Origin of the sequence: Bradyrhizobium sp. 1200_D9_N1_1 (assembly GCF_052075915.1) — a bacterium.
GTDB classification, from domain to species: Bacteria; Pseudomonadota; Alphaproteobacteria; order Rhizobiales; family Xanthobacteraceae; genus Bradyrhizobium; species Bradyrhizobium diazoefficiens.
This window is the reverse complement of sequence record NZ_CP197226.1, coordinates 7,218,257-7,239,660: the sequence shown is the minus strand read 5'-3', so window position 1 is coordinate 7,239,660 and position 21,404 is coordinate 7,218,257. Positions and strand designations below refer to the sequence as shown.

16 protein-coding genes are annotated in these 21,404 nt (G+C 65.6%); 12 read left to right on the top strand and 4 right to left on the bottom strand.

All coding sequences use genetic code 11. The annotated features are described in order from the left end of the window. Positions 1 to 53 precede the first annotated feature (53 nt). The 3 genes from AB5K84_RS34570 (at position 54) to glyS (ending at position 3,468) form a co-directional block, all read left to right on the top strand. The gene (locus AB5K84_RS34570; RefSeq protein WP_028175609.1) at positions 54 to 245 is read left to right on the top strand and encodes a hypothetical protein; all 192 of its coding nucleotides are present in this window, start codon (positions 54 to 56) and stop codon (positions 243 to 245) included. Positions 246 to 433: 188 nt separating this feature from the next. Next, complete coding sequence (locus tag AB5K84_RS34565) at positions 434 to 1,369, top strand: glycine--tRNA ligase subunit alpha (RefSeq protein WP_011085322.1); 936 nt, start codon at positions 434 to 436, stop codon at positions 1,367 to 1,369. Next, positions 1,369 to 3,468: a glycine--tRNA ligase subunit beta gene (glyS, locus tag AB5K84_RS34560; protein ID WP_011085323.1), complete on the top strand. Its 2,100-nt coding sequence runs from the start codon at positions 1,369 to 1,371 to the stop codon at positions 3,466 to 3,468. The genes AB5K84_RS34565 and glyS overlap by 1 nt, the downstream gene beginning before the upstream one ends. A 298-nt stretch (positions 3,469 to 3,766) precedes the next feature. On the opposite strand, the gene AB5K84_RS34555 is transcribed toward glyS, so the two are convergent. Next, positions 3,767 to 4,120 (bottom strand): DUF1236 domain-containing protein, encoded by a 354-nt coding sequence (locus AB5K84_RS34555; protein ID WP_038965925.1) that lies wholly within the window; start codon positions 4,118 to 4,120, stop codon positions 3,767 to 3,769. Positions 4,121 to 4,344: 224 nt separating this feature from the next. Between AB5K84_RS34555 and AB5K84_RS34550 the strand changes: the two genes are divergently transcribed. From AB5K84_RS34550 to AB5K84_RS34540, 3 genes are all read left to right on the top strand, one after another. Further along, the gene (locus AB5K84_RS34550; protein ID WP_074077234.1) at positions 4,345 to 4,500 is read left to right on the top strand and encodes a DUF3096 domain-containing protein; all 156 of its coding nucleotides are present in this window, start codon (positions 4,345 to 4,347) and stop codon (positions 4,498 to 4,500) included. A gap of 96 nt (positions 4,501 to 4,596) precedes the next feature. Further along, complete coding sequence (ppdK, locus tag AB5K84_RS34545; RefSeq protein WP_063921419.1) at positions 4,597 to 7,533, top strand: pyruvate, phosphate dikinase; 2,937 nt, start codon at positions 4,597 to 4,599, stop codon at positions 7,531 to 7,533. 522 nt (positions 7,534 to 8,055) lie between these two features. Next, complete coding sequence (locus tag AB5K84_RS34540; protein ID WP_038965917.1) at positions 8,056 to 9,510, top strand: cell wall hydrolase; 1,455 nt, start codon at positions 8,056 to 8,058, stop codon at positions 9,508 to 9,510. A gap of 189 nt (positions 9,511 to 9,699) precedes the next feature. On the opposite strand, the gene nadC is transcribed toward AB5K84_RS34540, so the two are convergent. From nadC to nadA, 3 genes are all read right to left on the bottom strand, one after another. Beyond that, positions 9,700 to 10,578, bottom strand: a complete 879-nt coding sequence (gene nadC, locus AB5K84_RS34535; protein WP_011085327.1) for a carboxylating nicotinate-nucleotide diphosphorylase — start codon at positions 10,576 to 10,578, stop codon at positions 9,700 to 9,702. 11 nt (positions 10,579 to 10,589) lie between these two features. Next, positions 10,590 to 12,200, bottom strand: a complete 1,611-nt coding sequence (locus tag AB5K84_RS34530) for an L-aspartate oxidase (RefSeq protein ID WP_011085328.1) — start codon at positions 12,198 to 12,200, stop codon at positions 10,590 to 10,592. Between the two features lie 172 nt (positions 12,201 to 12,372). Next, the gene (gene nadA / locus AB5K84_RS34525; protein WP_011085329.1) at positions 12,373 to 13,491 is read right to left on the bottom strand and encodes a quinolinate synthase NadA; all 1,119 of its coding nucleotides are present in this window, start codon (positions 13,489 to 13,491) and stop codon (positions 12,373 to 12,375) included. 341 nt (positions 13,492 to 13,832) lie between these two features. Here nadA and AB5K84_RS34520 point away from each other — a divergent pair, with 341 nt between their 5' ends. The 6 genes from AB5K84_RS34520 (at position 13,833) to AB5K84_RS34495 (ending at position 21,376) form a co-directional block, all read left to right on the top strand. Beyond that, positions 13,833 to 15,086, top strand: coding sequence for an MFS transporter (locus AB5K84_RS34520; protein ID WP_038965920.1), 1,254 nt, complete (start codon positions 13,833 to 13,835; stop codon positions 15,084 to 15,086). 41 nt (positions 15,087 to 15,127) lie between these two features. Beyond that, entirely contained in the window at positions 15,128 to 16,114 is a 987-nt protein-coding gene (acuI, locus tag AB5K84_RS34515) for an acrylyl-CoA reductase (NADPH) (protein WP_011085331.1), read from the top strand. A 113-nt stretch (positions 16,115 to 16,227) separates the two neighbouring features. Beyond that, positions 16,228 to 16,827: a hypothetical protein gene (locus AB5K84_RS34510; protein WP_011085332.1), complete on the top strand. Its 600-nt coding sequence runs from the start codon at positions 16,228 to 16,230 to the stop codon at positions 16,825 to 16,827. A gap of 163 nt (positions 16,828 to 16,990) precedes the next feature. Further along, positions 16,991 to 17,224, top strand: a complete 234-nt coding sequence (locus AB5K84_RS34505; RefSeq protein WP_028175619.1) for a DUF6894 family protein — start codon at positions 16,991 to 16,993, stop codon at positions 17,222 to 17,224. 232 nt (positions 17,225 to 17,456) lie between these two features. Then, complete coding sequence (locus AB5K84_RS34500; RefSeq protein WP_028175620.1) at positions 17,457 to 19,199, top strand: methyl-accepting chemotaxis protein; 1,743 nt, start codon at positions 17,457 to 17,459, stop codon at positions 19,197 to 19,199. A gap of 206 nt (positions 19,200 to 19,405) precedes the next feature. Further along, positions 19,406 to 21,376 (top strand): methyl-accepting chemotaxis protein, encoded by a 1,971-nt coding sequence (locus AB5K84_RS34495; protein ID WP_038965916.1) that lies wholly within the window; start codon positions 19,406 to 19,408, stop codon positions 21,374 to 21,376. Positions 21,377 to 21,404 lie beyond the last annotated feature (28 nt).

The following is a 21,404-nucleotide window of genomic DNA, read 5'->3' as shown; positions in this document are numbered from 1 at the left end:
CCGGTCTGCGCAAGAATGTGCGTGGGGGCTGAGCACTAGACAAGGATCGACCGATGCCGCCGTTCGTCGCTTTCGCGGGCGTCCTGGGCGGGCTTGCCGTGGTCCGCTGGGCCTACAAGACCGCTGTCCGGATCAACCAGGAGCTGGAGGAGATGCGCCTCGCGCGCGTCGCCGAGGCCGCCCATATGGGGGACATCCAGACGCTGAAGCGTGACCCCGTGACCGGGGCGTATCGCCCGGGTTAGCTGCACCTTCCACACGGCGTCATTCCGGGGCGGTCCGCAGGACCGAACCCGGAATCTCGAGCTTCCGGGTTCGCCCTTCGGGCGCCCCGGAATGACGGCCATTTCCACCCCCTTTGCCTTGATTCCCATCCCTGCCGTCGATACGGTCCCGCGCGATTCAAAACCCCCCGCGAGAGCCTGATCTGACGATGGACGCCTCCTTGCCCGCCCATATGCGCCCGGAACGCTCGTTCCAGGGCTTCATCCTCGCGCTCCAGCGGTTCTGGGCCGAGCAGGGCTGCGTGATCCTGCAGCCCTACGACATGGAGATGGGCGCGGGTACCTTCCATCCGGCGACCACCCTGCGCGCGCTCGGGCCGAAACCCTGGAACGCGGCCTATGTGCAGCCCTCGCGCCGGCCCAAGGACGGCCGCTACGGCGAGAATCCGAACCGGATGCAGCACTACTACCAGTTCCAGGTGATCATGAAGCCGTCGCCGCCGAACCTTCAGGAGCTGTACCTGAAGTCGCTCGCCGCGATCGGCATCGATTCCGCCGTGCACGACATCCGCTTCGTCGAGGACGATTGGGAGAGCCCGACGCTGGGCGCCTGGGGCCTTGGCTGGGAATGCTGGTGCGACGGCATGGAAGTCTCCCAGTTCACCTATTTCCAGCAGGTCGCGGGCTTCGAATGCGCGCCGGTCGCGGGTGAGCTCACCTACGGGCTCGAGCGCCTCGCGATGTATGTGCAGGGCGTCGACCGCGTCTACGACCTCAATTTCAACGGCCGCGATGGCGACGCCAAGGTCACCTATGGCGACGTCTTCCTCCAGGCCGAGCGGGAATATTCGAAGCACAACTTCGAAGTCGCCGACACCGCGATGCTGTTCGAGCAGTTCAAGATGGCGGAAGCGGCCTGCCGGAAATATCTCGACGCGGGCTGGCGCGAGGGAAACCGGAAAGAGCACCTGATGGCGCTGCCGGCCTATGACCAGTGCATCAAGGCGAGCCATGTCTTCAACCTGCTCGACGCGCGCGGCGTGATCTCCGTGACGGAGCGGCAGAGCTACATTCTTCGCGTGCGCGAGCTGGCAAAGGCCTGCGGCGAGGCCTGGATCCATACTGAAGCGGGCGGAGCGGCCTGATGCCCGATCTTTTGCTTGAACTGTTCTCGGAAGAAATCCCCGCGCGCATGCAGGCGAAGGCGGCCGACGATCTGCGCCGCATGGTCACCGACAAGCTGGTCGCCGAAGGCCTCGTCTACGAGGGTGCGAAAGCCTTCGCGACGCCGCGCCGCCTTGCGCTCACCGTGCACGGAATCCCTGCGCGCCAGCCCGACCTGAAGACCGAACGCCGCGGACCGAAAATGGGCGCGCCCGATGCGGCCGTGCAGGGCTTTCTGAAAGCGACAGGTTTGAAGTCGCTGGACGAGGCCAAGATCCAGCGCGATCCGAAGGGCGACTTCTACATCGCGCTGATCGAAAAACCCGGCCGCGACGCGATCGACGTGCTTGCGGAGATCCTGCCCGTCATCATCCGCACCTTCCCCTGGCCGAAATCGATGCGCTGGGGCGCGCGTTCGGGCAAGCCGGGCTCGCTGAACTGGGTGCGTCCGCTGCACGCGATTACCGCGACGTTTGGGCTCGAGACCGAAGAGCCCGATGTCGTGAAGTTTGCGGTGGACGGCATCGAAGCCGGCCAGACCACCTACGGCCATCGCTTCCTGGCGCCCGCCGCGATCAACGTGCGCCGCTTCGAGGACTATGAAGCGAAGCTGCTGGACGCGAAGGTCGTGCTCGATCCCGAGCGCCGCAAGGACGCGATCCTCACCGACGCCAAGCAGCTTGCGTTCGCGCAGGGTTTCGATCTCGTCGAGGACCAGAACCTGCTCGACGAGGTCGCCGGCCTCGTCGAATGGCCGGTCGTGCTGATGGGCTCGTTCGAGGAGGAATTTCTGGCGACGCCCGCGGAAGTAATCCGCGCCACGATTCGCAACAACCAGAAGTGCTTTGTCGTGAGCGATGCCAAGACGGGCAAGCTCGCCAACAAGTTCATCCTGGTCGCCAACATCGAAGCCACCGACGGCGGCAAGACGATCATCGCCGGCAACGAGCGCGTCATCCGCGCGCGGCTCTCCGATGCGAAGTTCTTCTACGAGACGGACCTCAAAACCAAGCTCGAGGACCGCTTGCCGAAGTTCGAGCAGATCGTGTTCCACGAGGAGCTCGGGACGCAGGCCGCGCGCATCACGCGCATCGAGCGGCTCGCCGCCGAGATCGCGCCGCTTGTCGGCGCCGATGTTGCCAAGACGGCGCGTGCCGCGCATCTGGCGAAGGCGGATTTGCTGACCGAAGTCGTCGGCGAATTCCCGGAGGTGCAGGGCCTGATGGGCAAGTACTACGCGCTGGCCCAGGGCGAGGATGCCTCCGTCGCGGCGGCGTGCGAGGAGCACTACAAGCCGCAGGGCCCCGCCGATCGCGTGCCGACCGACCCGGTCAGCGTCGCGGTGGCACTCGCCGACAAGCTCGACACCCTCGTCGGATTCTGGGCGATCGACGAGAAGCCGACGGGCAGCAAGGACCCGTATGCGCTGCGTCGCGCGGCGCTCGGCGTGATCCGGTTGATTGCCGAGAACACGTTGCGGCTGTCGCTCATGAAGGTGGCTGCGTCCGCACTCGCCGGCTTGTCGGTGAAGCCAGCCGATGTGCAGAAGCTTCCGGGTGACCTGCTTACCTTCTTCGCCGACCGCCTGAAGGTCCAGCTCCGCGAGCAGGGCGCGCGGCACGATCTCGTTGACGCCGTGTTCGCCCTCGGTGGCCAGGACGACCTGCTGATGATCGTTCGCCGCGTCGATGCACTCGGCAAATTCCTCGAATCCGACGACGGCAAGAACCTGCTGGCCGGCACCAAGCGCGCCAGCAACATCCTCTCGATCGAGGAGAAGAAGGACAAGCGCACGTTCGATGGTGCGCCGGATGCTGCGCTCTACAGCCTCGGCGAGGAGAAGGCGCTGGCGAAGGCGATCAGTGAGGTGCAGGCGGAAGCAAGCGCCTCCGTCGCCAAGGAAGACTTTGCCGCCGCGATGAGCGCGATGGCGAAGCTGCGTCCGCCGGTCGATGCGTTCTTCGACAAGGTCCGCGTCAATGACGATGATCCAAAGGTGCGCGAGAACCGCCTGAAGCTGCTGAACGAGATCCGCAGCGCCACGCGTGCGGTCGCGGACTTCTCGAAGATCCAGGATTGAGGCGCGGCCGAGCGGCAAACACTACTGTCATTCCGGGGCGCGCGAAGCGCGAACCCGGAATCCATCGTGCCGCGCGTGATGCAGAGAAATGGATTCCGGGCTCGCACCAAATGGCGCGCCCCGGAATGACGAAGCGCAAAAAAGCCCCACCCGGCGGGGGAAACCGGGCGGGGCCTGATGTCCGATTCTAACACTGCACGCGTCAGCCTGATTTGACGCGCCGGACATCGAGTTGAACGATGCGTTTTCGAGCGAAGTGGATACCGGTTCGCTCGAAAGGAACGTGTCCGTCGAGGATCTAGTCCAGCACCTCGACGATGCGCCGCGAGCGCGGCTCGACCAGCACGGTCTCGCCGTTCACGACGGTGTAGCGATAGGTGGTGGCGCCGAAACGTTGCGGCACGTCATAATAGGTCACGCCGCTCTCGGGTAAGGTGGCGCCAACCACCACGCGATCCGGAATGCGAAAGGCCGGTACACGTTGTTCGACCACATAGTCGCGGAATGCTGGCCGCTGCTCGACCGCAATCGTCGGGCCGCCGTCGACCACGACGGGCGCGCGTCCAACCGTAATGCCTGTTTGCGCCTGTGCCGCAATCGGCGCACCGAGCGCGACGCCAAGCGCTGCGAGAGCGAGAATCCTGTTCCGCATGGGCAACTCCTTCGACATGATTTCAGCCGGCGCCAGTGGCGCGACCGGTTGCCAATGCTGCGACGCGCGCGATGTTCCGGAAAATGCCTTGCCGCATTCGCGGCATTTTTGGGCAGTTTTCGCGAAGGGGGGAACTCGTGCGACCCCTAGTGCGTCTCTACCCGCGGAACCGGGTCCGCTATGATCCGCCCGCGATTCGCCCCACCACCACGGAAAGATAATTCATGCACATCACTGTCGCCCACATTTCGCCGATCCTGTCGTTGATTGCGGGCGTGCTCATCCTGATCATGCCGCGGCTTCTCAACCTCATCGTCGCGATCTTTCTCATCATAAATGGTGCGATAGGGCTCGGATTGTTGAAGTGGCTCCATCTCTAGGCCTTCATTTTCCGGAACTCTTCGACTTGCGCGGGCCTGCCCAAAGTGGTGTAAGGCGCGCGATTTCCCTTTCCTCTCGCAGGTTGTGTGCAAGCTATGGCCAAAGCCGCCTCGAAGCCTAAGAAAATACCAGCGAAATCAAAGTCCTCCGTCAAGGCGAAAGCCGCGCCGGCGGCTCGCAAGGCGCTTTCCAAGAGCGCCCCGAAGCCGATTGCCAAGCCCGCGGCCAAGTCGGCTGCGAAGTCCGCCGTCAAGGCGGTTTCAAAGGCTGCGACCAAGCCGGTTGCGCCGAAGGCCGCTGCCAAGGTCGCTCTGAAGCCGACACCGAGCAAGCCTGCGCCAGCTGCGGCCAAGGCCGGCAAATGGGTGTTCACGTTCGGCGACGGCAAGGCCGAGGGCCGGACGGAGATGCGCGACCTGCTCGGCGGCAAGGGCGCCAACCTCGCCGAGATGGCCAATCTCGGCCTGCCGGTGCCTCCCGGCTTCACCATCCCGACCTCGGTCTGCACCTACTTCTACGCACACGGCAAGACCTATCCGAAGGAGTTGCAGTCGCAGGTTGAGAAGGCGCTCGACCATGTCGGCAAGTTGACCGGCAAGGTGTTCGGCGACACCAAGAACCCGCTGCTCGTCTCCGTGCGCTCCGGCGCGCGCGCCTCGATGCCGGGCATGATGGATACCGTGCTCAATCTCGGCCTCAACGACGAGACCGTGGAAGCGCTCTCGGAACTGTCGGGCGACCGCCGCTTCGCCTATGACAGCTACCGCCGCTTCATCACCATGTATTCCGACGTGGTGCTCGGTTTCGAACACCATCACTTCGAGGAAATCCTCGACACCTTCAAGGACAGCCAAGGCTACACGCTCGACACCGACCTGTCGGCTGAGGACTGGGTCGAGCTGGTCGGCAAGTACAAGGACGCGGTCGCGCGCGAGACCGGGAAGAATTTCCCGCAGGATCCGCACGACCAGCTCTGGGGCGCGATTGGAGCGGTGTTTTCATCCTGGATGAACGCACGCGCGGTGACCTATCGCAAGCTGCACGACATTCCGGAATCCTGGGGCACCGCGGTCAACGTGCAGGCCATGGTGTTCGGCAACATGGGCGAGACGTCGGCGACCGGCGTCGCCTTCACCCGCAACCCCTCGACCGGCGAGAGCAAGCTCTACGGCGAGTTCCTGATCAACGCGCAGGGCGAGGACGTGGTGGCGGGCATCCGCACGCCGCAGGACATCACCGAGGAAGCGCGGAAGGAATCCGGCTCCGACAAGGCGTCGATGGAAGCGGCGATGCCCGAGGCCTTCAAGGAGCTGACGCGGATCTACACGCTGCTCGAGAAGCACTACCGCGACATGCAGGACATGGAGTTCACGGTCGAGCAGGGCAAGCTCTGGATGCTTCAGACCCGCGGCGGCAAGCGTACCGCCAAGGCGGCGCTGCGCATCGCGGTCGAGCTCGCCAATGAGGGCCTGATCACCAAGAAGGAAGCGGTGACGCGGATCGATCCGGCTTCGCTCGACCAGCTGCTGCATCCGACCATCGATCCCAACGCCAAGCGCGACGTGATCGCGACCGGCCTGCCGGCTTCGCCCGGTGCGGCCTCCGGCGAGATCGTGTTCTCCTCGGACGAAGCGGCCAAGCTTCAGGCCGACGGGCGCAAAGTGATTCTGGTCCGCATCGAGACCAGCCCCGAGGACATCCACGGCATGCACGCCGCCGAAGGCATCCTCACCACCCGCGGCGGCATGACCTCGCATGCGGCGGTGGTCGCGCGCGGCATGGGCAAGCCCTGCGTCTCCGGCTGCGGCACCATCCGCGTCGACTACGGCCGCGGCACCATGAGCATCGGCTCGCGCACCTTCAAGACCGGCGACGTCATCACCATCGACGGCTCGCTCGGCCAGGTACTCGCCGGCCGCATGCCGATGATCGAGCCGGAGCTGTCCGGCGAGTTCGGCACGCTGATGAAGTGGGCCGACCAGGTCCGGAAGATCGGCGTTCGCGTCAACGGAGATACGCCGGACGATGCCCGCACAGCGATCAAGTTCGGCGCGGAAGGCATCGGCCTGTGCCGCACCGAGCACATGTTCTTCGAGGAGACCCGCATCCGCACGGTGCGCGAGATGATCCTCTCGGAGGACGAGCAGTCACGCCGCGCAGCGCTCGCCAAGCTGCTGCCGATGCAGCGTGCCGACTTCGTCGAGCTGTTCGAGATCATGAAGGGCCTGCCCGTCACGATCCGGCTTTTGGATCCTCCCCTCCATGAATTCCTGCCGCATACCCATGCCGAGGTCGAGGAAGTGGCGCGCGCCATGAACACCGACCCGCGGCGCTTGGCCGACCGCGCGCGCGAGCTGTCGGAGTTCAACCCGATGCTCGGCTTCCGCGGCTGCCGTATCGCGATCGCTTACCCCGAGATCGCCGAGATGCAGGCGCGCGCGATCTTCGAGGCCGCGGTCGAGGCCGAGAAGCGCACCGGCAAGGCCGTGGGCCTCGAGGTGATGGTGCCGCTGATCGCCACCAAGATGGAGCTCGACCTCGTCAAGGCGCGCATCGACGCCACCGCACAGGCCGTGATGCGCGACACCAACACCAAGCTCGCCTATCAGGTCGGCACCATGATCGAGCTGCCGCGCGCCTGTCTGCTCGCGGCCGAGATCGCGGAGAGCGCCGAGTTCTTCTCGTTCGGCACCAACGATCTGACGCAGACCACCTACGGCATCAGCCGCGACGATGCCGCGAGCTTCCTCGGCACCTACGTGTCCAAGGGCATCCTTCCGATCGATCCCTTCGTCGCGCTCGATCAGGAGGGCGTCGGCGAACTGGTCAAGATCGGCGTCGCGCGCGGCCGCAAGACCCGCCCGAAGCTCAAGGTCGGCATCTGCGGCGAGCATGGCGGCGATCCCGCTTCCGTCGCCTTCTGCCACAATATCGGCCTCGACTACGTCTCCTGCTCGCCCTACCGCGTGCCGATCGCCCGCCTCGCCGCGGCGCAAGCCGCACTCGGCAAGGCAGTCGCGAGCCAGGCGTAAGGCGATTTGAAATGTTGAATGCGAAGAGGCGGGGCCCAACCCCGCCTCTTTCATTTTGAGCGGCACTCTTGCCACGCCGTCATTGCGAGCGCAGCGAAGCAATCCAGAATCCCTCCGCGGCGGCAGTCTGGATTGCTTCGCTCCGCTCGCAATGACGAGACTGTTGAACGCGCATGCCGCCACACTCTCGGTGTCATCGCCCGCGGGGCATGACTGCTGTGGTGTGGAAGCGCTGTGTGCAAACGCCAACGCCGGGAACTCGTCGCGCGTCCCGTAATGATACGTGCGCGCAAGAGTTCCTTCACCATTCGCGTTGACCAGATGTTTACCGCTTCGCGTGAGGCGGCATTTACCAAGGCGCATCATTGCCCCGTGAAAACACCTGCAATCGCTTGAGTGTGCCGCGCGCGCAACGCCGATTAACGCCCCGGCAACCTAAATTGGATACTTACGAAAAAGATCGAATTGCACGGATGTACTGCGGTTCGATTTGTCTGGCGTTAGCGTAGCGTGAGCGTATCGATGTCAGTGTTGCGTAACCATCCGAAGGGCGCGCGGTTCGCGTCCTTCGGCATCGGTCTCTGCATCTTCGCATTGATGCCGAGAGAGACCGGCTATCAGGATATTGCCTCGCTGCTGGCGCGTCAGCCCGGCGTCGCCGAGCGTTGGCAGAAGCAGGTGTATTCCGCGGCGTCCTCGATCCAGCTCGCCACCTACAGTTTTTCCCGCCCCATCGGCACCTCGGTTCCGCAGAGCGCGATGGTTCGCCTCGCAAGCCTCGATGGCCGTGACGTCACCGGCGCGATCAGCCGCAATCCGGCGCTTCAGGCGCCGCCGCGCTACCAGGCCGCCGACTTTCCCAAGGTCGATCGCTCCATGAAGGGTGATCGCCTCGCTATCGTACCACCGACGACGTCTCCCGACGCTGCCGCACCGACCGCAACCCCCGCGCAGGAAGATCCCGCGACGTCGAACAGCTCGGTGTTCGGCGCCAAGACTGCCGCGTTGCCGCAAGCGATGTCGCCGGAGTCCGCAGCCGCGCTCGACCCCGAGCTCCAGGAAGCGCTTCGCGCGCCGCCGTTGCCGCAATATGCCAATCCGCCGAAGGCCAGCGACCTTGCGCGCTCGTTCGCGGTTCAGCCGCTGGAGGCGCTGAAGCGGGCCACGGCGCCCGCCGCGCCGGCGCGCGATCCCTTCAGCGTCAAGACCGCGAACCTGTTCTTCGGCAGCTCCTCGCTCGGCGGCAATCTCGAGAGCATCGAGAGCTGGCAGCCCGGCGCCGAGCCGCTGATCGTGATGCCCGACCCCGACATGAAGGTGACGGCCTCGCTGACGCCGCCGTCGGAGGAGATCGCCAAGGACATCGAGAGCGGCGAGAGCGTCGCGCCGAAGGGCGAGGTCAATGCCGACAACCAGCGCGCCAGGTCGCCGGCGGAGCGGCTCGCACTCGACGACAAGTCGCGCGCGAAATCCGAGAAGTGCCTCGCGGAAGCGGTCTACTTCGAGTCCCGCGGCGAGGCCGTGCGCGGCCAGATGGCGGTCGCGCAGGTTGTGATGAACCGCGTGTTCTCCGGCAAATATCCCGACACGGTGTGCGGAGCAGTCTATCAGAACAAGCACCGCCATTTCGCCTGCCAGTTCACCTTTGCCTGCGACAACAATCCCGACGTGATCCGCGAGCCCGAGATGTGGGAGCGCGCCAAGAAGATCGCGAAAGCGATGCTCGACGGCCAGATCTGGCTGCCCGAGGTCGGCAAGTCCACGCATTACCACGCCTATTGGGTGCGCCCGTCCTGGGTCGCCGAGATGAAGAAGATGTACAAGACCGGCGTGCACACCTTCTATCGCCCGCGCGCCTGGGGCGACGGCAGCGAGGAACCGAGCTGGGGCTCTCCGGCCCAGACTGCCGCACTCTCCGCCGAGCTCACGCAGGAAGCCAAGAGCTCCGCCGAGATGGGTGTGAGCGAGCGGCGCTGAGATAGCTTACGGCTGTCGCCGTAAGCGCAGCCGTGCTCCCTCGCCCCGCTTGCGGGGAGAGGGTTGGGGTGAGGGGGACTCTCCACGGGGACGGTGAGAGTTAGACTCGCGGAGACTCCCCCTAACCCGGAATCCGCGCTTTCAGCGCGAATTCCGGCCTCTCCCCGCAAGCGGGGAGAGGCAAAGAAATCACGCCTCGATATCCAGTGCACAATCGAAATTCGGCGCCGAATGCGTCAGCGCGCCGGACGAGGCGTAGTCGACGCCGGTCGCTGCGATTGCGGCGATCGAGTCCAGCGTGACGCCGCCGGATGCTTCCAGCTTGAGCCGTCCCTCGCTCATCCGCACCGCCTCACGCAGCGTCGCAAGGTCCATGTTATCGAGCAGTACGGCGTCAGCCATCCCCGTGTCCAGCACCTCGCGCAGTTGCGCCAGCGTATCCACCTCGATCTCGATCTTGATGAGATGGCCGGCGTGGGCGCGTGCGCGCTCCAGCACGGGGCGGATGCCGCCGGCGACCGCGATGTGGTTGTCCTTGATCAGGATCGCGTCGTCGAGGCCGAAGCGGTGGTTGAAGCCGCCGCCGCAGCGCACCGCGTATTTCTCCAGTGCGCGCAAGCCCGGCGTGGTTTTTCGCGTGCAGCAGATCCGCATCCTGCTGCCTTCGGTGCGCGCGACATAGTCCGCCGTCAGCGTCGCGACGCCCGACAGCCGCCCGACGAAGTTCAGCGCGGTCCGCTCCGCGGTGAGAATGGCGCGCGCGGGACCGGAGATCGTCAGCACGTGCTGCCCGCGGGCCATGCGCGCGGCGTCGCGAACATGCGCGCGCACCTCGATGTCGGACGACAGCTCTTGCAGCGTCGCCAGCGCCAGCGGCAGGCCGGCGATCACGCCGGACTGGCGTGCGACCAGGATCGCCTTTGCTTTTGTCGCCTCCGGGATCGTCGCGAGCGAGGTGATGTCGCCGGCGCGGCCGAGATCTTCGTCGAGCGCGCGGTGCACGGACTCGTCGATCGCGAGCGGCGAGAGGAAGGCGTCGGGATAGAGCAGGGATGTCGGGGTGATCATAGAGGACTCCGTCAGGCGATCATGGGTTGCGCGATGCGCGGCATTGGGCGTTCGGTGAGGTTTTCTGCGACCTCGCGCGCTGCTGCGAGGGTGGTCATCGTTCTCTTCGCCTGCGCGGGGAGATCAGCCGGATGATCGGAGCGGAAATGCGCGCCGCGGCTCTCGCACCGCGTCCAGGCCGCAGCGGCGACGAGCAGGGCTGTTGTCGCCATGTTGCGGACAGCGATGCTCGTTGCGTCACGTTCGAGCGCAGCGAAGCTGTGCACGGCCTCCGCAAGACCGTCACCGTGACGGATCACGCCGACATGCGCGCTCATCGTCGCGCGCAGCCGCTTCACGACCGCGGCATCCGGTGCGCCGCCGCGCGGCGCCACCAATGCGTCGGGAAGGCGGGCAGCCGAGGGGATGGCGCGGCCGGCGATGTCGTCGGCGATGCGTGCGGCGTAGATCACGGCCTCCAGCAGCGAATTCGAGGCGAGGCGGTTGGCGCCATGCGCACCGGTGGAGGACACTTCGCCGCCGGCCCATAGCCCGTCGATCGAGCTGCGGCCGCGCCCGTCCACCGCGATGCCGCCCATGTGGTAGTGCGCGGCGGGCGCGATCGGGATGGCCTGCGTGGCGGGATCGATGCCGGCGGCGATGCAGCTCGCATGCACGGTCGGGAATTTGTCGGCGAAGCGTGCGCCCAGCGCCTGCCGTGCGTCGAGGAATGCGCCGCGCCCGGCCGCGATCTCGGCGAACACGCCGCGGGCCACGATGTCGCGCGGCGCGAGCTCGGCGAGCGGATGACGCGCCAGCATGAAACGCTCGCCATCGGCGTTGATCAGCGTCGCCCCTTCGCCGCGCAGCGCCTCCGTCGCCAGCGGTGCCGGATCGCGGCCGACCATGATGGCGGTGGGGTGAAACTGCACGAATTCAGGATCGGCGATCACGGCGCCGGCGCGCGCGGCGATCGCAAGGCCCGATCCGCTTGCTTCAAGCGGATTGGTGGTGACGGCATAGAGATGGCCGAGGCCGCCGGTCGCGAGCACCACCGCGCGTGAGGCGAGCAGGACCGGCGGGGCGGCAGGATTGCCGGCCTCGCGCAGCTGAAGGCCGGAGACGGCGCCGTCTTCCGTCAACAGCGCTTCGGCGACGAAACCCTCGATCAGCCGGATCGACGGCGTCCGGCGCGCGGCCTCGCCCAGCGCCGCGATGATCGCTGCGCCCGCACCGTCGCCGCGCACATGCACGATGCGGCGCGCCGAATGCGCAGCTTCCCGCCCCACCGCGAGCCTGCCTTCGAGATCGCGGTCGAACGGCACGCCATAGGCGAGCAGGTCGTGGATGCGCGGCGCGGCCTCGCGGGCGATCCCGAGCGCGACCGCTTCGTCGACAAGGCCGCCGCCGACGGCAACCGTATCTGCGGCATGTGCTTCCGGAGTATCGCCCTCGGCCACCGCCGCGGCGATGCCGCCTTGCGCCCATGCGGACGAAGCGCCCTGTCCGAGCGGTGCCGCCGAGATCAGCGTCACCGGCCGCGGCGCGAGCTTCAGCGCACAGAACAGTCCGGCAAGGCCGCCGCCGACGATGACGACATCGTCGGTGCTGCGAGTGAGGTTGTGGATGTTGTTTGTTGTCATGGCTTTCTCCAAGCTCTCAACCGTCGTCCCGGCGAAGGCCGGGACCCATACTCCGCAGCAGTAGTTGTTTGGCTAAGCTGCTTGACGTCGTTCTCTGCAACCACACCTTCCTGTGGTTATGGGTCCCGGCCTTCGCCGGGACGACACTGTGGGTGTTGCTGCTGTTTGATGCTCAATTCTTCAGATTGATCATCCGCTCGACCGAGCGTCGCGCGCGCACCGCAAGCGCGGGATCGATCGTCACCTCCTCGCGTAGCGTCAGCAGGCTCTCCAGAATGTTGGCGAGCGTGATGCGCTTCATGTGCGGGCAGAGATTGCAGGGGCGGAGCATCTCCACGTCAGGCAGCTCGGCGCGTACATTGTCGGCCATCGAGCATTCGGTGATCATCACGAGCCGCCGCGGCCGCTTCGCGCGCACCCAGTTGATCATGTGTGCGGTCGAGCCGGTAAAGTCGGCCTCGGCCAGCACGTCGGGCGGGCATTCGGGATGGGCGATGATCTGCACCGAGGGATCGGCCTCGCGAAGCTCACGCAGCTCTCCGCCGGTGAAGCGCTCGTGCACCTCGCAGGCGCCCTTCCAGGCGATGATCTTCACGTCGGTCTTCGAGGCCACGTAGGTCGCGAGATAGCGGTCGGGCAGGAAGATCACACTCGGCGCATTGAGGCTCTCGACTACCTGCACCGCGTTCGACGAAGTGCAGCAGATGTCCACCTCGGCCTTAACCTCCGCCGAGGTGTTGACATAGGCGACGACGGGAACGCCGGGAAATTTTTCCCGGAGCAGGCGAACGTCGGCGCCAGTGATGCTGGCGGCAAGCGAGCAGCCGGCGCGCGAATCCGGAATCAGCACCGTCTTGTCCGGGTTGAGCAGTTTCGAGGTCTCCGCCATGAAGTGCACGCCGCACTGGACGATGATGCCGGCCTTCACCTTGGTGGCTTCGACGGCGAGCTGGAGCGAGTCGCCGCCGATGTCGGCAACGCAGTGGAAGATCTCCGGGGCCTGGTAATTGTGCGCGAGGATCACTGCGCCTCGCGCCTGCTTCAGCTCGTTGATCGCCTTGATGGTCGGCGCCATCAGCGGCCACTCGATCGGCGGGATCACGTGCTTCACGCGCTCATAGAGCGGCGCGGTGGCGCGCTCGACCTCGTCAGTCCATTCCAGCGAGGGCATCGGCAGTATCGATCCCGTTCGTGCCGGCGCGGCGCGTGGGAAGGGCGTGATCTGGTTCGTGGCTTGGCCCTGCGGCCGGTTGGCAAAGTCGTCGGGGCCGTAAAGTCCAGTGATCGGCATCAAAGCCTCCCGCTCGTGTTATTATGCTCAATGTGAGTATATTCGGGGCCCGAGAAATCCGGCCGAGAGGCCGGGTCGCACGTCGTCATCGCCCTAATATGCTCAATCTGAGTAAATCAAAGATATCACGCATGGCCGGGAGTTGCTAGGTCTGCTCGCACACATTCCCGTCAAGTCGCGCTCCGCGGCGCCGGACCAGGTCTGGTTGAAACGCAATGCTCGCGCAGCAGCCCTTCGGAGAACGCAATCATTTTTGACTTGGGATGTTCATGCATTTGCATTAAACGAGCTGACCTGTGGCTGCCTATTTCGGATCCGCCAACGACAAGATGAGGAACACCATGTCGACACAAGTGGGCGAACTCGGTCCGGTCTCGCGTTCCTCCACCTGGCGCACGCCGGCAATCATCATCCTCTGCGGCTGCGCCATCGGCATGCTCGGCTTCGGCCCGCGCTCGGCGCTCGGCTTCTTCGTGCAGCCGATGAGCCATGAGTTCGCCTGGGGGCGTGACGTGTTCGGCCTCGCCATCGCCGTGCAGAACCTGTTGTGGGGATTGGGCCAGCCGGTCGCCGGCGCGGTCGCCGATCGATTCGGCCTGTTCCGGGTGATGTGCGTCGGCGCGCTGCTCTATGCCGGCGGCCTGCTCCTGATGCGCTACTCCTCGACGCCGCTGTCGCTGAACTTAGGGGCGGGCGTGATGGTCGGCTTTGGTCTTGCCGGCTGCTCGTTCAACCTGGTGCTGTCGGCGTTCAGCAAGCTGTTGCCGCCCGAGAAGCGCGGCCTGGCGCTCGGCGCCGGTACTGCGGCGGGCTCGTTCGGTCAGTTCCTGTTCGCGCCGATCGGCGTCGCGCTGATCGACAATTTCGGCTGGCAGCAGGCGCTCACTGTGTTCGGCTTCCTGATGCTGCTGATCATTCCGCTGTCGCTGGCGCTCTCGACGCCGCCGGTCGCAAGCACGGCAAGCGCGGCGCCTGCGGATGAGCAGACCTTCATGAAGGCGCTCGCGGAAGCCTTTGGCCACCGCTCCTATGTGCTGTTGGTGCTCGGCTTCTTCACCTGCGGCTTCCAGCTTGCTTTCATCACGGTGCATCTGCCGGCGTTCCTGGTCGATCGCGGCATCTCGACACAAACCGGCGGCTGGGTGATCGCGGCGATCGGCCTGTTCAACATCATGGGATCGCTCAGCGTCGGTTATCTCCAGAACTCGCTGCCCAAGCGCTACATCCTCTCGACCATCTATTTCACCCGCGCGCTTGCGACGCTGGCCTTCATCTCGTTCCCGATCACGCCGTTCTCGGCGATCGCGTTCGGTGCGATCTCCGGCCTGACCTGGCTGTCGACGGTGCCGCCGACCTCGGCGCTGGTCGCGCTGATGTTCGGCACGCGCTGGCTCGCGACGCTCTATGGCTTCGCCTTCGTCAGCCATCAGGTCGGGGGCTTCCTCGGCGTCTGGCTCGGCGGCATCGTGTTCGAGCGGTTCGGTTCCTACACGCCGATCTGGTGGCTCTCGATCCTGTTCGGCGTGCTCTCGGCGCTGATCAATCTTCCGATCGTGGAGAAACCCGTCGCGAGAGCGGTTGCGCAGCCTGCCTGATCGGCTAAACATCCCCGTCAAACAAGTCAGGGAGTTCAGCTGTGGCCACGTTCAAGGCGATCCGGATCGACAAGGCGGACAAGGGCACCACCGCGCAGCTTACGCAGTTCGACGAAGCCGAGCTGATGGAGGGCGACGTCACCGTCCGCGTGGAATGGTCGACGCTGAACTACAAGGATGGCCTCGCGCTCACCGGCAAGGCGCCGGTGGTGCGCCGCTTCCCGATGATCGCCGGCATCGACTTCGCCGGCACGGTCGAGCAATCCTCGCATCCGCAGTGGAAGGCGGGCGACAAGGTCGTCTGCACCGGCTGGGGCATGGGCGAGACCCATCTCGGCGCTTATGCCGAGAAAGCGCGGGTGAAGGGCGACTGGCTGGTCGCCCTGCCGCAGGGCCTGTCGGCGCGCGACGCCATGGCGATCGGCACTGCCGGCTTCACCGCAATGCTCTCGGTGCTGGCACTGGAGAAGCACGGCCTGTCGCCGAAGAGCGGCCCCGTGGTGGTGACGGGCGCGGCCGGCGGCGTCGGCTCGGTCGCGACCGCCGTGCTGTCCAAGCTCGGCTATCACGTCATCGCCTCGACCGGCCGCACCTCGGAAGCGGATTACCTGAAGCACCTCGGCGCCGCCGAGATCATCGACCGCAACGAATTGTCGGCGCCGGCCAAGCCCCTCGCCAAGGAACGCTGGGCGGGTGGTGTCGACAGCGTCGGCTCGACCACGCTGGCCAACCTCCTGTCGATGACGAAGTACGGCGGCGCGATCGCGGCGTGCGGCCTTGCCGCCGGCATGGACCTGCCGTCTTCTGTCGCACCTTTCATTTTGCGCGGAGTGTGCCTTCTCGGCATCGATTCCGTGATGTGCCCGATCGAGCCCAGGAAGGCCGCATGGCAGCGTCTGGCGTCCGATCTGGACCGGTCTAAACTATCTGAAATTACTCACGAAATTCCGCTCGCTGAGGTTTCCGAATGGGGCGCGAAAATCCTGTCCGGCCAGGTCCGCGGCCGGATCGTGGTAAAAATTGTCTAACGGCGTTCAGACTTTACCAACCAAGCTGCTTCAATGTCGCCATGGTTAGTATGGTAAGCAGCGGGTAAAGAGATAAGGCATCGCCCGCTGCGGGGGTCGGTTCGGAGTTGAGCATGCTTGCGCGTATTGTGTTGGGGGCTGTCACGGCTGCGGCGACGATTGCGCCGGCCATTGCTGGAGGCATGAACGCCGACGAGGCACGTCGCTTCGTCGCCGGCAAGGTGTTCGCCTTCACCTGTTTCGACGGCACCCGCGGCGCGGGCCGAATCCTGGATGACCTCGGCGCCGCCGGCGCCGTGCAGTTCTCGGGCGCGGGCCCGGTCCGCCATCTCCGCCTGCCCGGCAACACGCTCCAGATCCGTGGCCAGAACGTCTGCGCCTCGATCAAGGGCATTCCGTTCGAGCCCTGTTTCAACCTGGAAAAGACCGACGATCGCAGCTTCCGCGGCTCGGTGTCGGGCATGGGCTTCGCCTATTGCGACTTCCACCACCAGGGCGGCAACCAGATGCTGATGGCGCGCGCCGTCGCGCGGCCGCGCTCGCTGCGCTCTTCTGAGCACACGGGGTCGGTCGCTACGCCGAACACCGAGGTCGCCGCGCGCGTCGAGACCCCGCGTGTTGAGAGCAGCCGGCTTGAGCCGGTGAAATCGGAAAGCAAACCGGAGCCCGCGAAGAACGAAGGCCCGCTGGAGCTGCGCCGCTCGACCCAGTGAGCGGCTGCGCGGGACCGTCCGCGCACTTTCTCGTTGAAGACGTCCATCGAACACGAAGCCGCCGCGCCGTAGTCATACGGACGGCGGCTTTCATGCGTTGGTAGCTGTTCGCGTCCCAGTTTGCGTACGGCCGGGGGGCGCGGCCCGATAAAAGGGTTCAACGATGTCGCTGTACTTCTTCCGCATCAGTACCGGTCGCTATTCCGGCGCCGCCGATCAGCCGTATGAGTTCGAGGATCGCGCGGCCGCGTGGACCGAGATGACCGAGGTCTGCGCCAATCTGCTCGGCGGCATCTCGCGCACCCTGAAGCCGAATGCCGAGTGGTGCATGGAGCTGCTCGACGAGAACAAGAAGCCGGTGTTTCGCATCAGCCTCGTCGGGGAGACGGTGAACTGACACCGCCGCGAATGACGGCGCGGGCGTTAACGAACGCGAAGCATGCAAATCCGAGAAGCTTCATTTCGCTGCGCGTGAAACGTGTGGAAGTCCACAGATTTAAGCCGCGTTTTCCGTACTTCTACCTAAGACGCGAGGGTCCCGCTTAACGTTAATGAGTAACCTGCCGGTTAGCCTTCCCGGGATGTTCACGCGCTTCGTCGCGGCAATGCGTATCCCGGGGAAAAGTTCGATGATGGTCATTCAGAATCTGCGAATCGGCACCAAGCTCGCCATCACCTCCGCGCTGACAATCGGGCTCGTCGCGCTGATGATCTTCCTCCAGATGAGCGGCAGCACCGAGGTTCAGAGGCTCGGCAACGGAGTATCGGGACAGCAGACGATCGCGCAAAACGCCGCGGAAGCGAAGGCCTCGGTGCGAGGGATGCAAATCGGCATTCGCGACATCCTGACCTCGTCCTCGCCCGCGGAGATGCAGAAGGCGGTCACCTATTTCAACGACCGGCAGACGGCGGCCCTGAAATACTCCGGCGAAATGGCCAAGCTCTCGCGCTCGGCGGAAAATCGCAAGCGGATCGATCGCCTGACCGTGCTGATCGGCGAATTCGGCAAGGGTGAGCTGCAGATCGAAGCCATCCGCAAGCAGGAGCTCGCGCTCGATGGGAAGAAGGACGGCGAAGCGGCGGCGCAACTCGCAAAGCTCGTTGCCGAGGTCGATCGCATCCGCAAGGGGACGCTGGCGCCGATCAACGAAGAGATCTCCGAGCTGGCCAATCAGATCACCGACTTCGCCAAGCAGAGGAGCGTCGAGACGCGCACCGAGGCAGAGGCCGAAGCCGCGTCGGTTGCGCGGACGTCGCTCGTCACCGGCGTGCTGGTCGCGCTGGTTCTGATCGGTGCCTGCATCTTCTCCGTCTTCAGCATTGCGCGGCCGATGCGCGCACTCACGGCCGCGATGGAGAAGCTCGCTGGCGGCGACTTTTCCGTGGTGCTGCCAGGCCTCGGCCGCAAGGACGAGGTTGGCGAGGTCGCCGGTGCCGTCGAGAAATTCAAGATCGTGTCCGAGCAGAAGGCGCGCGAGGAAGCGGAGGCCAAGATGCGGCAGGATCAGATCGCGGCCGAGCAGCGCAAGGCCGAGATGCGCAGGCTCGCCGACAGCTTTGAAGGCGCCGTCGGTGAGATCGTTGGCACGGTGTCGTCGGCCTCGACCGAGCTCGAGGCATCCGCGACGACGCTGACCTCGACCGCCGAACGCACGCAGCAGCTCACCACCGTGGTTGCAGCAGCCTCGGAGGAAGCTTCCACCAACGTGCAGTCGGTAGCGTCCGCGACGGAGGAACTGTCGTCCTCGATCACCGAGATCAGCCGGCAGGTGCAGGAATCCGCGCGCGTGGCGAGCGAGGCCGTCGGCCAGGCCCGCACCACGACCGAGCGCGTCAGCGAGCTGTCCAAGGCGGCGACGCGGATCGGTGACGTCGTCGAGCTGATCAACACCATCGCGGGCCAGACCAACCTCCTGGCACTCAATGCCACGATCGAGGCGGCGCGCGCCGGCGAAGCCGGCCGCGGCTTCGCTGTCGTTGCCTCCGAGGTCAAGGCACTCGCCGAGCAGACTGCGAAGGCGACGGGCGAGATTGGCCAGCAGATCGCCAGTATCCAGACCGCGACCGAGCATTCGGTCGGCGCGATCAGGGACATCAGCGACACCATCGAGAAGCTGTCGGAGATTTCCTCGACCATCGCAGCGGCCGTGGAGGAGCAGGGCGCGGCGACGCAGGAGATCTCCCGCAATGTGCAGCAGGCCGCGCAAGGCACACATCAGGTCTCGTCCAATATTACGGACGTGCAGCGTGGCGCGAGCGAGACCGGATCGGCCTCCTCGCAGGTGCTGTCCGCCGCGCAGATGCTGTCCGGCGACAGCAATCGCCTCAAGCTCGAGGTCGGCAGATTCCTGGAGACGGTGCGCGCCGCCTGAGGGCGGCCGTCCTCACTGGTCACCCGACGGCTGCAACCGTCGCGCGAGGACGTGCGGTGGTTCGCATGCGTTCGCGGCTGGATGCGCGATCAGAAGAGCTGCACGGTTAACCTTCCGGAAAAGCGATGCAGGCATCATCTCCGCAATATTCCGCGCGCCCAGCCGCCCTCCCTGCATTGCGTATCAATCGTCTTGGAGCACATTCCATGAGTGGCCTTTCCATTCGCCTCACCCACAAGGTCATGGCGATCGGACTGTTCGGACTGTTGGGTCTCGTCGCCTTCGGCGCGATCTACGAGATCGGCAGCCTTTCCCAGGACGCATCGCGCGACATTGCCAATCGTGCCCGCGCGATCGCTGATCTCGACAAGCAGCTCTCGATCGAGATGCTGGAGGCACGCCGCAACGAGAAGAACTTCTTGCAGCGCCGGGCCGAGAGCTACGCCAAGGCGCATGCCGAGCTGATCGGGCCGATCAACCGCGATTTCGATGAGGTGCAGCGGCTGATGGCGGCGGGCGGCATGAGCGTGCTGTCCGACAAGATGAAGCAGGCCCAGGACGGCTTCAAGCGATACGCGTCGGACTTCGGCGCATTGGTGGCCGCCGAGACCAGGCTCGGTCTGAACGAGACGGTCGGCCTGTCCGGTTCGCTCCGCGCCGCGGTGCACGACATCGAGGCCAAGCTGAAGGAGATCGACGATCCCAGGACGACGACCTGGATGCTGATGATGCGCCGGCACGAGAAGGACTTCATGCTACGGCGCGACCCCAAGTACATCGCCGAGGTGAAGAAGGCCGCGGTTGAATTCTCCAAGGCGATAGAGGTCGTCGCAATCCCGACGGCGGCGATGAACGACATCATGGCCAAGCTCCAGAAATACCAGTCCGAGTTCACGGCCTGGGCCGAGACCGCGCAGCAGAGCGCGGCCCTTGACGCCAGCATGATGAAGACCTTCCGCGAGGTCGAGCCTGTCATGGCGGAGGTGCGGACCGCGGTCGATGCGATGTCCAGGCGGGCGGACGCCGCCGAAGCTGCCACGCGCGAGGCCGTGCGTCTTTGGATGGTCGTCGCCTTCGGCGTCACCGTCATCGTGCTTGCCGCCGTCGGCTTCCTGCTGGGACGCTCGATCTCGAAGGCACTCGGTGCGATGATCGGTGCGATGACCCGGCTTGCGCGCGGCGAGCTCTCGATTTCCGTTCCCGGCGTCGGCCGCAGGGACGAGATCGGCGAGATGGCCGGTGCGGTCGAGGTGTTCAGGACCAACATGGCGGAAGCCGAGCGGCTGCGCGCCGAACAGGCGGAAGCGGACGCGCGCGGGCGCGAACAGCGCAAGGCCGACATGCAGCGGCTCGCCGACAGGTTCGAAGGCGCGGTCGGCGAGATCATCGAGACCGTGTCGTCGGCGGCAACCGAGCTCGAGGCCTCCTCCAACACGCTGACGCAGGCCGCCGAGCGCGGCAACGGGCTTGCCACCGCCGTGGCGGCGGCCTCGGAAGAGGCGTCCGCCAACGTGCAGTCGGTGTCATCCGCGAGCGAGGAGATGACCTCCTCGATCTCCGAGATCAGCCGCCAGGTGCAGGAATCGGCGCGCGTCGCCGACGTCGCGGTCGGGCAGGCCCAGCGCACCAATGCGCGCGTCGCCGAATTGACCAAGGCGGCCTCCCGGATCGGCGACGTGGTGGAGCTGATCAACACCATCGCCGCCCAGACCAACCTGCTGGCGCTCAACGCGACGATCGAGGCGGCGCGGGCGGGCGAGGCCGGCAAGGGCTTTGCGGTGGTCGCAACCGAAGTGAAGGCGCTCGCCGAGCAGACCGCGAAGGCCACGGGCGAGATCGGCCAGCACATCGGTGCGATCCAGGCCGCGACGGACGACTCCGTCGGCGCGATCAAGGAGATCGGCGACACCATCGCGCGGATGTCGGAGATCTCGTCGACCATCGCGGCCGCGGTGGAGGAGCAGGGCGCCGCGACGCAGGAGATCTCCCGCAACATCCAGCATGCCGCGCACGGCACCTCCGAAGTCTCGGCGAATATCGCCGACGTCCAGCGCGGTGCCGGCGAGACCGGAGCCGCCTCGGCGCAGGTGCATTCGGCCGCGCATTCGCTGTCTCAGGAGAGCAACCGGCTGAAGAGCGAGGTCGCGCGCTTCCTGGAGTCGGTGCGGGCGGCGTGACGGCGTTCCGTTCGATGTTGTGCTGCGT

What these genes read in the sequence shown, in the direction of transcription:
- AB5K84_RS34550 (WP_074077234.1), top strand. Translation starts at nt 4,345, where the DNA reads ATGCACATCACTGTCGCCCACATTTCGCCGATCCTGTCGTTGATTGCG.
- AB5K84_RS34570 (WP_028175609.1), top strand. Translation starts at nt 54, where the DNA reads ATGCCGCCGTTCGTCGCTTTCGCGGGCGTCCTGGGCGGGCTTGCCGTG.
- AB5K84_RS34510 (WP_011085332.1), top strand. Translation starts at nt 16,228, where the DNA reads ATGCTTGCGCGTATTGTGTTGGGGGCTGTCACGGCTGCGGCGACGATT.
- AB5K84_RS34565 (WP_011085322.1), top strand. Translation starts at nt 434, where the DNA reads ATGGACGCCTCCTTGCCCGCCCATATGCGCCCGGAACGCTCGTTCCAG.
- glyS (WP_011085323.1), top strand. Translation starts at nt 1,369, where the DNA reads ATGCCCGATCTTTTGCTTGAACTGTTCTCGGAAGAAATCCCCGCGCGC.
- AB5K84_RS34495 (WP_038965916.1), top strand. Translation starts at nt 19,406, where the DNA reads ATGAGTGGCCTTTCCATTCGCCTCACCCACAAGGTCATGGCGATCGGA.
- nadA (WP_011085329.1), bottom strand. Translation starts at nt 13,491, where the DNA reads ATGCCGATCACTGGACTTTACGGCCCCGACGACTTTGCCAACCGGCCG.
- AB5K84_RS34540 (WP_038965917.1), top strand. Translation starts at nt 8,056, where the DNA reads ATGTCAGTGTTGCGTAACCATCCGAAGGGCGCGCGGTTCGCGTCCTTC.
- AB5K84_RS34505 (WP_028175619.1), top strand. Translation starts at nt 16,991, where the DNA reads ATGTCGCTGTACTTCTTCCGCATCAGTACCGGTCGCTATTCCGGCGCC.
- ppdK (WP_063921419.1), top strand. Translation starts at nt 4,597, where the DNA reads ATGGCCAAAGCCGCCTCGAAGCCTAAGAAAATACCAGCGAAATCAAAG.
- nadC (WP_011085327.1), bottom strand. Translation starts at nt 10,578, where the DNA reads ATGATCACCCCGACATCCCTGCTCTATCCCGACGCCTTCCTCTCGCCG.
- AB5K84_RS34555 (WP_038965925.1), bottom strand. Translation starts at nt 4,120, where the DNA reads ATGCGGAACAGGATTCTCGCTCTCGCAGCGCTTGGCGTCGCGCTCGGT.
- AB5K84_RS34520 (WP_038965920.1), top strand. Translation starts at nt 13,833, where the DNA reads ATGTCGACACAAGTGGGCGAACTCGGTCCGGTCTCGCGTTCCTCCACC.
- AB5K84_RS34530 (WP_011085328.1), bottom strand. Translation starts at nt 12,200, where the DNA reads ATGACAACAAACAACATCCACAACCTCACTCGCAGCACCGACGATGTC.
- AB5K84_RS34500 (WP_028175620.1), top strand. Translation starts at nt 17,457, where the DNA reads ATGATGGTCATTCAGAATCTGCGAATCGGCACCAAGCTCGCCATCACC.